Below are 13,223 nucleotides of genomic sequence, written 5' to 3'. Positions count from 1 at the left end.
AGCCTTAAATCAAACGCTAGTCGATTTTAAACGACTTGTAGGTGATTTTTTAATTAAGTATAAACTCACTAATAACTTTAACTAACTCAGGCTTAATAGGTAAATCCGGTTGGTTGTATGTTTGATAATTTGCTTGTTTATCAAGAGTAGCCTCTTTGAAAATATGATTCATTTCTTTAATCACAACTTTATCTGCCTTTTTATTTGCTGCTGCAAGCTTATCAGCATCCATTAAGCCAACTTGAATATCTGTAGAACCTTGAATAATCAACACCGGTTTATTAAGTTTAGAAATTTCTTTTTGTGGATCGTATTTGAACCAAGAAATCATATAAGGTTGTACACTTGGGCGAAATAATGAGTTTAAAAATTCAGGAACATTTTCAACTGTTTCTCCTTGCAATAGTTTATCTAAGATAGGTGTTGATTGCTCTATCACAACGGGAGGTTGAGCTGCTAATTGTTCTCGTATTGTTTGATCTATTGGCTGCCCTGAACCAGCTATAGAAATAAATTTATCTACATCTTTTTGCTGTGAAACAACCATACCAATTAATGAACCCTCGCTATGACCTATAACAACTATTTTATTAAAACGACTTAAATTATTGAGGTATTCAACCCAATGGCTTGCATCATCAATATAATTATCAAAACGCAGGTCAATTTCTTTTAACCCTGAGCTTTTACTTTTACCAATACCTCTTTTGTCATATCTCAACGATGAAATGCCTACTTTTGCAAGTTCATCAGCCAACATTTTTAAAGAATTATTTGTCATTGATGGGTTATTACCATCTCTATCAGTTGGTCCTGACCCTGCAATAATTAATGCAACTATTTTCGAATCTTTTACATCATCGGGGGTTAACAAAGTTCCCTCTAATTTTCCTGTGCCTGTTTCGATACTTACAATTTGCTTAATTGAAGTAGCGAATGAACTAAAAGTAATAAACCAAAGTAATACGATAAAAAATATTCTCATAATTTTCCTTATTAAAAAACCTAGTGATCCATTTTAGCTCAACAACATAATGCACTTTTGGTTTGCCTACAACTTTTACGAGCTAAAATTGCTTAAATTACAGTCATCAAAAGTTGAAGGGCTAAAGCTGAAAAAAGATGGTATATGCATAACTTCTAGGTCGAATGGGACCCTTTCACATCAACTTTTCTATAGGCAAAGCTTTACTTGGCCTATTTCCCTTTTTAGCTGTGAAACCCATTTCTGGGCAATAGTTCTTTAGCTAAACGAACAGTTAGAGGGGTGATGAGGATTGGCATTGTTGCAGCAGTGACCGTTGGCGACATGGTTGCTCACTCACATCCATGTGATCGCAACATTCGTGCATCCATGTGCTGCAGATGCCGTCGAGCCTATAGGGGTGCTTCTCTTAAAAGAAATAGACGTCGAGCCACTGTAAAAACAGTAGTAATAAAAACGTAACTAGCTTTGGGACTAAAGCATCTAGGACAATAGATTTATATTGCTTACGTTTGAGTCGCTTGTGAGGCGCAGCTTACAGGGGCAAACGAAACCATACTTATTCTTGGTCTGGCGGTGAGCCTGTATCACATTTCTTGCAGTTCAATTTAAAGCCAAGCATACCCGTCCTTCCGTTTTGTGATATTACCCATGGTCTTACTGACCACGGAGGGTTGTGGCGTACATGCTGAAAGTGACCGCAACTTAATTTCGCCACCCAATGATTCTCTGCATCAAGATGAAAATCTATTATCGGTTGTTCCACAAAACACCTATCCTTATTTTTAACTATATGTATTACATGTAATTTATTATTTTTCTATCGTTTTCATATACAAAAAACATCAGGAATGTACAAGTATATTGATTTATAAATGTTAAAAAGTAAGTAGTTAATATCGAGCGCCAAGGGGTCGTTAGGATTGGCATTGTTGCCCTAAATAACGGTTAACGATATAGATTTTATCATCGCGCTTATTAAGGGGGATGCTAATAAAGCTAAAGTGCGTCAAGTCAGTGGGGATCAATGGTAGTCATTATTGTTCCCCTTGACGCTTGCATCGATTTATTCCTACACGCCTTCCTCTAACACCGCTGCATGTTCTATTGATTAAGCTCTAGCAACATCGGTATTTCACAGGCATCGTGGCCTGTGTTACCTAGCGGTGCTGATAAATGCACAAAGCCCAATTTCTCATAGAGTTTTACCGCTTCATTTAGTACCGCTGTAGTTTCTAAATAGCAGTTTTGATAACCCGTTTTGCGGGCAAAATCGAGTGCCATTAACGCTAAGCGTGTCGCGAGTCCTTTGCCGCGAATTTCGGGCATAAAGTACATTTTTTGCAGTTCACAAATGCCATCATTGTTGGCTAAAGGCGCAATGCCAGCACCGCCTAAAATGCGGCCTTCTAATTCGATAATCCAATAGTTGGCGCCCGCTTGGGAGTAAATCTGGCTGAGGCAATCTAAGGTTGGGTCTGCCACGCCATAGCCTTTATCTGCGGTTAAACCGTATTCAGCAGAAACATCGCGGATGACTTTGGCGATTGCGGCATCATCTTGGGCTGTAGCTTGGCGAATCTGACAACCACTTTGCTGCTTGGCGTTATGTACGGCTTGGTTATATAACATAAGAGCTTCTTCTATTTGTGAGGTTTGTGCAGAGGTTAATTGGGCTAAAATTTCTTGAAATAATTGATTTTGCTGCGTATCTAATTTTACGAGTAATTTTTTACCCGCTGGCGTGAGTTGCACCACTAAGCAGCGGTTATCCCGTGGGTGAATTTGACTGTGGGCAAGATTTTTATCAACCAGATGTTTAATCGCTCGACTGGCGTTGGACTTATCGATGCTGAGTTTGCAGGCCAGCTCTTTGATGGTTAATGGCTGCTTACCTAGCTCAAATAAAGTATGTGCTTGCACGGGCGAGAGAGGCAAGTCTCCAAAGGCGGCGTTGAGCATGCCTAAATTTCTCACCAGATAGCGAGATAAGTGCCTGAGCTCTGTGGATGAATCTGGCTCAGCCGTTTGCCTAGTTTGAGGCGTTGGCTTAACTTGCGTCGCCATTATTGCAGAGCCTTGAGTCGATACTGCATCTGTTAGCGCCATAGCTGAATAGGTTTGGTTGTAGGTCACAACTAAGTTAGCGGGCTTCAACTGCGCTTGCAACATGTGACTAACAAGTTTGTGCGTAAATATCGGGATTTAGCAGTGGCGCCATGGCGAGAATTATCGCTTGAGTGTAATTGCTTTCACGGGTTGCATGCCCGTGGGTGAGTAAGCCAATAGCGCCACCTTTCTGCTTGATATTGATGGTGTTAAATAACCTATCCATCACATGCCCGAGTTCTTCGCCTGCTTCTAATGCGCGATAAACCTGCATTGGCAGCGGCAAAATTGCGCTACGGCCAATGGCGAGTTGGTCTTTATGACCAATAGCGATGTAGGCGAAAGTGGCTGGACCAAAGTCAAAGTTATCAACGCCACCCTCCATGGCAAAGTAGTAATCAGCCTTGGTTGCTTGCGTGTCTTGTTGTTGACAATAGTGCACCCGATTAATCGCGCCTTGGCGAGTTTCACTATCCGTCATTGGCTGCGCCGCTACGCCTGAAGGCGCATCCATACCCTTTACTTCGATAATGCTATCGGGGAACAGTTGCGCCATCGCCGTCGTTGCTGCATTGATTTTAACTGGGTTTTTAGAGCCCACTTTTATGTTAATTATTTTTCGCTGCACATTTTGTTTCATATATGTTGCTTATTTTGGTTATTAATGTGGACGCTCGTTTGAATCATTGCTTAAATGGTCTGAGGTGTCTAAGCGTTTGGGTTTTCTATTTTGCCACAGTCTTTGGTGAAGCTCAGTAAAAAAGCCAACAGTAGGGGAGGCAAAATAGCCAGCTTAGGCACTAGGAAGCGACATGCAACTATTGCTCCTTCAGTCATTTGTCTGGACAGGCAGTAAGGCAATGTCATTGAAGGAATCAAAACCAAGAGATAATAATAATGAAATTCAACAAACTCATGATCGCAATGGGAATGGCCTGCGGTGTCATACTCGCAGGTTGTAACGATAGCGACGATAGCTCTACGCCTACCGAACCTGAAACCCAATTACAAACTTTTGCGCCTAATGGTTTACTCAAAGCCAGTATTCGCCGTACTACCTACGGCGTGCCGCATATCCAAGCCGATAACTTAGAAAGCCTAGGTTTTGGTAGCGGTTATGCACAAGCGCAAGATAATTTATGTGTGTTAGCCGATGGCTTTATTAAAGCTAACTCGCAGCGCTCTATGTATTTTGGCCCCCATGCGTCAATTGATTTTACGACCGGTCTACCCACGGCTGAAGATAACGGCAACTTGATTTCAGACTTTGCCTATAAAGCATTAAAAATCAGGGCACAAGCCGAAGAAAAATGGCCTAGTTTTAGTGAAAACTCACGGGCATTAATCCAAGGTTTTACCTCTGGTTATAACCAATATCTTGCAGATGTCGAAGCGGGCAAACAAACGGCTGAACCTTTTTGTGGTGGTCAGCCTTGGGTGAAAGCCATAGCACCAGAGGATGTGGTCACCTATCTGTTTTCTATCGCGTTATTACCGGGCGCGGCTAATTTTCTCGATTTAATTTTCTACGCTAACCCAGGGGATGCGCAGGAATATATGCCGCGTATTGTTGGGCCTGCGCCAAGCCAAGACCAAACGGCATTTGTTGCCGATATGCAATCTAAGTTGATTGCCCGCGTGGCTCGTATTACTACGCCAGAGACCAATCCTGGTGAGTTAGGCTCCAACGGTTGGGGTTTAGGTAAAGATAAAACTGAAAATGGTAAAGGTATGGTGCTGGGTAATCCGCACTTCCCGCATACGGGCAACCTGCGTTTTTGGCAGTCGCATATCACTATTCCTGGGCATTTAGACATGATGGGTGGCTCGCTAGTCGGTATGCCTGGACCGATTAATATCGGCTTTAATAAAGACTTAGCTTGGACGCATACCTTTTCAACTGCTGAACATTTTGTGATATATAACCTTGAGTTAGTCTCAGGCGATCGGATGCAATATCTGTTTGATGGTAAGCCGTTGCCGATCACCAAAGAGACAGTATCGATTTTAGTTAATGGCGGCCCAGCGGGCATGCTGGTGGCTGAGAAGGATATTTATACCACAGCCAAAGGCCCTATGGTCGAAGCACCCGCTGCGTTAGCGCCATTTGGTTGGGATGATGGCGGCGCCTTTATGCTCCAAGATGCCAATATGGGCAATATGGATCCGGTTGACCATTGGCTAGCAATGGATATGGCGACCAATAAAGAAGAGTTTCAACAAGCCTTTAAAGATTACGACGGGGTTATTTTTAATAACACTATGTATGCCGATAAAGAGGGTAATGCCTTCTATATTGACGATTCTACTGTGCCGGGATTGTCAGAAGCGGCGGTAGTGTTACTCAAAACTTCGCCAGACATTAAGGCGGCAAAAGAGAAAGCTGGCTTTACGATTTTACCCGGTAATACTTCGCTGTTCAGTTTTGATGGCCCAACACCCTATGAGCGTGCGCCCAAACTTGAACGCACTGACTTTGTGCAAAACTCTAATGATTCATTCTGGTCAACAAACTTAAATGAACCACTCACTTATTTCTCGCCCATGTATGGTGTAGAAGCGGGGCAGTTATCACTGCGTACACGTATGGGGCTGAGCTTAATGCAAGATGCCGCTGGTGCAGATGGCAAGTTTAGTTTGGAAGAGCTTGAAGCAGCGGTGTTATCTAATCGCAGTTATTTAGCTGAGCTAGTGTTGCCTGATTTGATTGCCCAGTGTGATGCCCAAGGCAGCACGCCTGTGGTGGTGTCAGCGAGTTTATCAAAAGATGTCACTTCGGCTTGCGCAGCGTTAAAAGCATGGAATGGTAAGCAAGATAACGACAGCAAAGGCGGCGCCTTAGTGCGTGAGTTTGCCCACCAGTTTAGCCAAACGACGATGTTGACCCAAGGGTTTGATCCCGCTAATGCGGCCACAACTCCTAAAACGTTAACTGCCGATGGCAGTGCATTAGTCGCCTTGGCTTACGGTGCACTTAACCTTGAGGCGGCAGGCTTTGCCTTAGATGCACCATTAGGTGATGTGCAGTTTGTGGAAAAATCTTTGCCCGATGGAACGCCAAGTGGAACACGTTTACCTTGGCCGGGTAGCCATAATACTGAAGGTGGCTTTAACGTGTTCTCGACCAGTTTGTCGGGCGATGACACTTTGATCCCGCAGCACAAATACGCACCTGTTATGGATGTGGTCACGGGTAAGGCGATGAGTTCTGGTTTAACCGCGAAGGGATATCAAGTCCGTTACGGTTCGAGCTGGATGATGGCGGTGCATTTTACCGACGAGGGGCCAGTAGCGCGGGGGATTTTAACTTACTCTGAGTCGAGTAATATCTTAACTCCAGCTTTTGCCGATCAAAGTATCTTGTACTCGACTGAAAAAAGCTTCAGGCCGCTGTTGTTTAAAGAGGCGGATATCGCCCCTGCAGTGTTATCAACAACGGAGTTGAGTTTACAGAAACCTTAAACTCGATAGATTTAACTGCTCACCGTTTATTATTAATGGCTCACCGTGAAGTTTAATTCGCGCTGAGCCGTTTTTTATGCAGGGTAAAAACTGATAGTTATTTGTAAAAATTTAACATTGCCAATAGTGATCTAGATCAACTTTGCTTGCATGTTTGTGGTGTCGCGTCACATTTTATGGTTTTTTGTGATTCAAATTGATTTAGCTGTTTTTATCAACGCACAGGCAATGTCACGACATTGGGCTTTTGGTGAAAAACTTGTAATTTAATGGGGTTTTAGTGTTTGTTTTTTGCTGATAAATTGATGATTTATTACGTTAAATCAGAGATCTGCATCCCAATATTAGTTTATTATTAAATTCCCTTACATTAAGCGGTGTCAGATCAACTTTTATAGACTTTTTTTGGTTATCCTTAGCACGAATTTATTAAATCAGTCACATGTAAGGTAACTTCTATATGCAAAAAGATGTGATCAGTGTTCTTGGAACACCTCAAAGCACGCAAGAAAATAACACCACAAAAGACTTACCTTGGACACGCCAAGATACTACTTGGATGTTGAGCTTGTTTGGCACTGCAGTAGGTGCTGGTATTTTGTTTTTACCGATTAACGCGGGTATGGGCGGTTTTTGGCCGCTGGTACTAATGGCCGTAATTATTGGCCCTATGACTTATCTTGCTCACCGTGGTTTATCTCGTTTTGTGTGTTCATCAAGCATTCCCGGTAGTGATATCACCCAAGTAGTGGAAGAGCATTTTGGTATTGGTGCAGGTAAGGCCATTACAGTGCTGTATTTCTTTGCTATTTACCCGATTGTGCTTATTTACGGAGTGGGGATTACCAACACCGTTGATAGCTTTATCGTGAACCAGTTAGGTATGGCATCGCCACCACGCTTCATTCTATCAGGGGTGTTAATTCTTGGTATGATGGCTGTAATGGTTGCTGGTGAAAAATTTATGCTGAAAGTAACTCAACTTTTAGTGTATCCGCTGGTGGGTATTCTCGCTTTTATGTCCCTTTATTTAATGCCTGAATGGAAAATGGACGCGCTACAAGTGGTGCCAGAAGTGGGTGCATTTTTAGGAACCGTCTGGTTGACTATCCCTGTGTTAGTGTTTGCCTTTAACCATTCTCCTGCGATTTCACAGTTTTCAGTATCATTAAAACGCGACCACGGTGCTAATGCTTCTCGTAAAGCCGATGTGATTTTACGCAACACTTCGATGATGTTAGTCGGCTTTGTGATGTTGTTTGTATTCTCTTGTGTGTTGTCGTTATCGCCAGCTCAGTTAGCTGAAGCTAAAGCACAGAATCTACCGATTTTGTCTTACTTAGCTAACGTACATTCAAGTGGTTTTGTAAGCTACTTTGGTCCGTTTATTGCCTTTATCGCGATTGTGTCTTCTTTCTTCGGCCATTACATGGGCGCGACAGAAGGCATGAAAGGTGTGATTGTTAAGCAGTTACGTTCAAGTGGTAAATCTGTTTCTGATGTGAAAATCGACAAGTTTATCTTAGGCTTTATGTTCTTCACTATCTGGGCTGTGGCTGTGATTAACCCAAGCATCTTGGGTATGATTGAAGCCTTAGGTGGTCCAATTATCGCTGCAATTCTGTACATTATGCCTATGTATGCTGTGTATAAAGTACCAGCATTAAAAGCATATCGCGGCCGTATTAGTAATATCTTTGTTGTTATTGCAGGTTTACTCGCGATGACAGCAATCGTATTTGGTTTCTTTAGCTAGGGTTGAATGTTCGTCGACGCGCGGCATTAAGCTATTGCGTCATTTGTTAAAAAGGTCGAGCCACTGGCTCGACCTTTTTATTTTTGTGAATATTTTAAAGTGCTTATTTTTCTTCAAACATTAAGTAGTAACTCTGCTTCATTCCTAGTGCTTGGTAAGTCTGCTGGGCAGCAAGGTTTTCTTGTTCGACATATAAACGAAAACTTGCGGCGCCGCCATTGGTTTCGGCCAGTTGTTTAACTTGGTTATACAGTTTGCCATAGATACCTTGACGACGATTTTGCGGGCGAATATACACACTTTGGATCCAGTAATAATCCTTAGCACGCCAATCGCTCCATTCAAATGTCACCATCAGTGAGCCTACGATTTCACCAGCGATTTCGGCGACGAGATAAAACCCTTTTTGTGGGCTTTCAAGTAACGTGCCCACGCCTTGCGTGAGTGTGGTTTCATCTAAGGCTAAGCCTTCTGTTTCTTCGGCCATGGCTTGATTAAATTGCACTAAGGCCGTTAGGTCTTGGGCTTTCGCTTTACGGATTAACATACAACAACTCCTAGGCGGGTATCTTGATAGACCCTTCTTGTTAATAGAGGGATTTTTAGCGCCACTTTAACATAAAGTACAAAGCAAAAAACGACTAATGCCATAGCTAAATACAGGTTGAGATGATGACTATTAATCGCTGCTGTTAGCGTCGCTAACTTGGCGCAAGCTTAGTTTGTTACCGATTTATCGTTTTGTATAAAAGGCATTTTAGTCGACATTATTGACGTGTTTGGCTGATTTTGCGGCGGTTGATTCTTACGTGATACAGATCATCCTTAGATTTTTATCCTTTATGCTAGACTCTGCGCTCTGCTAATTAGGGGAATCGATTAGCACCTGCCAAGGATGGAATTTCGCCATATCTTCATTTCAAATTCAAGGTTATTAACATGTCAAAACAAACATCGTCAGCGTTAGGCCGCGTATGGTCCTACTGGATGTCAGTACCTTTATGGCTACAAATTCTTGTGGGTATGATACTGGGTATTACGGTCGGCGTGGTATTTGGTGAGCAAGCGACCGTGTTAAAACCGATTGGTACCTTATTTGTTAACATTATTAAGATGTTGATTGTGCCCTTGGTATTTTGTTCGCTGATTGTCGGTGTCACTTCAATGGAAGATACCGCTAAAATGGGGCGAATTGGCTTTAAATCTTTTGCCTTTTATCTTTGCACTACCGCAATCGCGATCAGTATCGGCCTAGTTGTTGGTTATGTGATTCAGCCTGGTGCGGGCCTTAATTTACCCCTACCTTCTGGTATGTCTGATGTGGTTAAAGAAGTGCCTTCTGTCATGCAGACATTGCTTGATATCGTACCGACTAACCCGATTGCAGCATTAGCAAATGGCCAAATTCTGCAAGTGATAGTGTTTGCCGTTGCCTTAGGTATCGCCTTGGTACTGATAGGTGACCACGGAAAACCTGCAATTAAAGTATTCGAAAGCTTAGCTGAAGCCATGTATAAACTCACCGATATGGTGATGAAGTTAGCGCCTTATGGGGTGTTTGGCTTAATGGCTTGGGTGGCGGGTGAATACGGTATCGATATGCTATTGCCGCTGCTTAAGGTGATTGTTGCTGTTTATATTGGCTGTATTATTCACGTATTAGGTTTCTACAGTATTGTTTTAAGCGTGTTTTCTAAGTTGAATCCTTTGCATTTTTTCAAAGGGATCAGCAATGCCATTGCAGTGGCTTTTACGACCTCAAGTTCTGCCGGTACGTTGCCCGCTAGCATGAAGTGTGCAAGTGAGTATTTGGGGGTTAATAAGAAGATTTCGAGTTTTGTATTACCTCTTGGCACCACAATTAACATGGATGGTACTGCGTTATATCAAGGCGTTACGGCACTTTTTGTAGCGCAAGCTTTTGGTATTGATCTCACTTGGGTGGATTATCTCACTATTATTTTAACTGCTACCTTAGCTTCTATTGGTACTGCTGGCGTGCCTGGTGCCGGTTTAGTGATGTTGACCTTAGTGTTATCGACTGTGGGTTTACCGTTAGAAGGCGTGGCGTTAATTGCGGGGATTGACCGTATTTTAGATATGGCGCGTACTGTCGTAAACGTCTCGGGTGACTTAGTGGCCACAACCGTGATTGCCAAATCTGAGGATGAGCTCGATATGGAACACTACAATGCCGATATGGTGCAAAGTGCTGTGTTAGCAGAGCAGAATATCATTCTCGAAAATACGGCAGCTAAAACCGTTAAGTCATAGCGATAAAACTGTATTTTGAGTATACAAAAACCGCCTGATGGCGGTTTTTCTCATTATTTATCTTATCTCGATTCCGCGTCAGCTTGATCTGAATCGATTGAGATATAATGCTTATTTCAGTTGGCTTAGCACCAACAGAGGTTTGTCGTCACTACCGAGTAAGGTCAGTCGACCTTGGACTAATTTGGCTTGGGTCACTAACGGCATCGCTTGCATCACTTTATGCTCCTGCTGCATTAAAGCATCAACGCAGGCTTTCATCGTACTACCTGCAGGAGATAGCTTAAGCTCTTGGCCTTGTTGGGTATATTGGCCAAAAAAGTTATTACAACTGTTGTTGCCGTGCAACTTACCTTCGGCTTCGAAGGTAATTTGTGCTGGGCTATAATCGATAGTGGGTTGACCTTGTACCATCTCAATTTGCCAACTGCCCAGCAATGGAATGGTGTCGTTTTTAGCGCTATCAGTACTCTCACAAGCAGTAAGCCCGAATAGTAACGCACTTAATATGAATGCTTTTTTTAACATTATCGCGGTTCCTTTTTCATTATTCTTGCCATAGTGTGACAAGTTTAGCTCAAAATCTAAAGAGGTTTATATGACGGATAGCATTAAAAATACTATGAATTTGTTGAAGTTTTTACATTGGTTAGGTGTATTGATGTTAGTTTGTGGGCTTGGTCTGTATATGTTGACTCAATGGAGTCTAGATATCAGTGGGATGTTAGTCATTGCTTGCTTGATTGGTTTAGGGCTAGTGCTTATGTCTCCTTATCCGGTAGTGCTATTTATCCAATGGGCTAAGCGCCAAGACGATATCGGTAAATAAAACCTTGGCTTAGCTGTGGCTCTATTTTTAAACTTGTATACTTACCACGATAAGTGCTCCCAAAATGATACTGCGAGAATGCTGTGAAGATTAGATTAGCCTTACCCCAAGACATTGATTTATTAGCGATGCTAGAGAAAAAACACCTCAATGACGAGTTAGCATCTGCCGCGATGGGGCTGCAAGGCCAAGCGTTTTCCCATCGTGAGTTAACTGAGCTAGTAAACAAGCATTGGGTTGTGGTGGCACAGGTTGAGCAGCAAATTGTGGGTTATGTTATTGCTGGTCGCTGGGGCTTTTTTGAGCATTGGCCCATGTACCGCACTTTACTCAATCGTTTACCCCAACTTGATTGGGATGGGCCTAAATTAACCAAAACTAACTCTTGCCAATATGGGCCGATTTGGGTGCAACAAGCCTACAGAGGGCAAGGTGTTTTTGCGGCGTTAGTTAATGAAATTCGCCGCCAAGTTGCCCCGCATTTTAGTTATATGTTGACCTTTATTGCTGAAGATAATGAGCGCTCTTTTGCCGCCCATTCAGGGAAAGGCCAAATGCAGGTGGTGGACTTTTTTACCGTAGCCGCACGAGATTATTATTTAATGGCGGCAAAAACACAGCTGTAATCACGCTAATTACTTTGCACTGGCTCAGGCTTATATATGCAAGATTTAGTATTAATGGCAGCCAATGCGACAGTGAATGATGGGAGTCGTACATGAGTACACAATTTGTTGAAGCATTATTAACGGCTTATGCGAGGGTTAATTTAGCGGCTTGGGATAATTTGAGAATTATCTTATCTGAGTGTGCTCAGCATGGGCATGAGGCGAGGGGATTGGAAGTCGAGTTTGCCTCATGCTCAGGGCAACAGCCGCACTATTGGGTACAAATAGGCCATATATGGCTCGATTGCGGCCGAACTAATGCGTATTCGGCGGCAATGACAATATTAACGGATGAAGATGTTATCCGCGCAAACACTCAAAAAACCTTAGAGTGCGCGATGTTATCTCAAGAGCAGATTGGTCTACTTTGTATGCAAAACGCCCATTTCGACCATTGTATTTAAGCGTTTTGCTAGGCTAAAAACAGTGCTAATTACGAGCTGTTTTGTGATGACACCGCAAGTCATGCTGTTGATTACCGCTTAAATGATGCTAAGCATAACGGCTAATGTATAGCCGTATTATTGTATTAGAGCTTTTATAGGTATCTAAAATCTACTGCTAGCATTAGTCATCTCAGCCATAAAATGTGTATTAATTATCCAATACACGCCATCAAATTGGCCGGCAAACTTTAGCTCTAAAACAGCGTTATTTTCCAACGAAACGGTTATCGGATAGCGTGGTTAAGGGATCTTGTCCATGCTCATACCAACCATCGCGGGTCGGGGTGATATTATCGAAAGCTTGAATATAGGGTTTGATATCGATAATTGGAGTCTGGTTTAATATATCGATCCCTTTTACATAAATACGATTGCCTTCGATGCGTTCAATTTCAACAATTGATAGCCCAATAGGATTGGGGCGTTTCGGGGAGCGGGTTGCAAAAATACCGCGTAATTGATTATCTAAAAAAGGCTTTACCTTTAAGGTGTAATCATTACAGCGGTGTAAGTGAAAGAGCACATATAAATGTGAAAATTCGTGTAAATCGGCTAATCCTTCAGTAAATTCAGCATCGATCACTAATACTCCCTGATTATTTGCCACTTTACATCCTTGAATTGGCATATTCGCTATGTCGTTATATTCGCTTTCAACAAAGCCTATTGCAGAGAAATTGATCATGATTAACTA

Annotated in this window: 13 protein-coding genes; 6 read left to right on the top strand and 7 right to left on the bottom strand. The window is 42.5% G+C overall.

Annotated features, from left to right (window positions below):
- Positions 1–49: 49 nt before the first annotated feature.
- The 4 genes from C9I43_RS12205 to yjjX form a co-directional block, all read right to left on the bottom strand.
- On the bottom strand, positions 50–985 hold the full coding sequence (locus C9I43_RS12205; protein ID WP_181317882.1) for an alpha/beta hydrolase: 936 nt from the start codon (positions 983–985) through the stop codon (positions 50–52).
- Positions 986–1,544: 559 nt separating this feature from the next.
- Positions 1,545–1,751, bottom strand: a complete 207-nt coding sequence (locus C9I43_RS12200) for a DUF3565 domain-containing protein (RefSeq protein ID WP_107883624.1) — start codon at positions 1,749–1,751, stop codon at positions 1,545–1,547.
- Positions 1,752–2,089: 338 nt separating this feature from the next.
- A complete protein-coding gene (locus C9I43_RS12195) occupies positions 2,090–3,157 on the bottom strand; it encodes a bifunctional helix-turn-helix transcriptional regulator/GNAT family N-acetyltransferase (protein ID WP_181317881.1) in 1,068 nt (355 codons plus the stop codon).
- 4 nt (positions 3,158–3,161) lie between these two features.
- On the bottom strand, positions 3,162–3,722 hold the full coding sequence (gene yjjX / locus C9I43_RS12190; RefSeq protein WP_076498038.1) for an inosine/xanthosine triphosphatase: 561 nt from the start codon (positions 3,720–3,722) through the stop codon (positions 3,162–3,164).
- A 269-nt stretch (positions 3,723–3,991) separates the two neighbouring features.
- Here yjjX and C9I43_RS12185 point away from each other — a divergent pair, with 269 nt between their 5' ends.
- Together C9I43_RS12185 and C9I43_RS12180 are read left to right on the top strand one after the other, a co-directional pair.
- Positions 3,992–6,556 (top strand): acylase, encoded by a 2,565-nt coding sequence (locus C9I43_RS12185; RefSeq protein WP_107883623.1) that lies wholly within the window; start codon positions 3,992–3,994, stop codon positions 6,554–6,556.
- 460 nt (positions 6,557–7,016) lie between these two features.
- Positions 7,017–8,312, top strand: coding sequence for an SLC5/6 family protein (locus C9I43_RS12180; protein WP_107883622.1), 1,296 nt, complete (start codon positions 7,017–7,019; stop codon positions 8,310–8,312).
- Between the two features lie 103 nt (positions 8,313–8,415).
- On the opposite strand, the gene C9I43_RS12175 is transcribed toward C9I43_RS12180, so the two are convergent.
- Positions 8,416–8,859 carry a GNAT family N-acetyltransferase gene (locus C9I43_RS12175; protein WP_076497611.1) on the bottom strand — a complete coding sequence of 148 codons (444 nt, stop codon included), beginning with the start codon at positions 8,857–8,859 and terminating at the stop codon, positions 8,416–8,418.
- A 392-nt stretch (positions 8,860–9,251) separates the two neighbouring features.
- Between C9I43_RS12175 and C9I43_RS12170 the strand changes: the two genes are divergently transcribed.
- Positions 9,252–10,586: a dicarboxylate/amino acid:cation symporter gene (locus C9I43_RS12170; protein WP_107883621.1), complete on the top strand. Its 1,335-nt coding sequence runs from the start codon at positions 9,252–9,254 to the stop codon at positions 10,584–10,586.
- 111 nt (positions 10,587–10,697) lie between these two features.
- Here the strand turns inward: C9I43_RS12170 and C9I43_RS12165 are convergent, their stop codons facing one another.
- On the bottom strand, positions 10,698–11,114 hold the full coding sequence (locus C9I43_RS12165; protein ID WP_107883620.1) for an META domain-containing protein: 417 nt from the start codon (positions 11,112–11,114) through the stop codon (positions 10,698–10,700).
- 70 nt (positions 11,115–11,184) lie between these two features.
- Here C9I43_RS12165 and C9I43_RS12160 point away from each other — a divergent pair, with 70 nt between their 5' ends.
- From C9I43_RS12160 to C9I43_RS12150, 3 genes are all read left to right on the top strand, one after another.
- A complete protein-coding gene (locus C9I43_RS12160; protein WP_076497604.1) occupies positions 11,185–11,415 on the top strand; it encodes a hypothetical protein in 231 nt (76 codons plus the stop codon).
- Between the two features lie 83 nt (positions 11,416–11,498).
- Positions 11,499–12,041, top strand: coding sequence for a GNAT family N-acetyltransferase (locus C9I43_RS12155; RefSeq protein WP_107883619.1), 543 nt, complete (start codon positions 11,499–11,501; stop codon positions 12,039–12,041).
- Between the two features lie 92 nt (positions 12,042–12,133).
- Entirely contained in the window at positions 12,134–12,487 is a 354-nt protein-coding gene (locus C9I43_RS12150; protein ID WP_107883618.1) for a hypothetical protein, read from the top strand.
- 247 nt (positions 12,488–12,734) lie between these two features.
- On the opposite strand, the gene tsaA is transcribed toward C9I43_RS12150, so the two are convergent.
- Positions 12,735–13,214, bottom strand: a complete 480-nt coding sequence (gene tsaA, locus C9I43_RS12145; RefSeq protein ID WP_076497596.1) for a tRNA (N6-threonylcarbamoyladenosine(37)-N6)-methyltransferase TrmO — start codon at positions 13,212–13,214, stop codon at positions 12,735–12,737.
- Positions 13,215–13,223 lie beyond the last annotated feature (9 nt).

Origin of the sequence: Shewanella morhuae (assembly GCF_003028295.1) — a bacterium.
GTDB classification, from domain to species: domain Bacteria; phylum Pseudomonadota; class Gammaproteobacteria; order Enterobacterales; family Shewanellaceae; genus Shewanella; species Shewanella morhuae.
The sequence above is the reverse complement of the archived record's forward strand: the minus strand, read 5'-3'. Positions and strand labels throughout refer to the sequence as shown.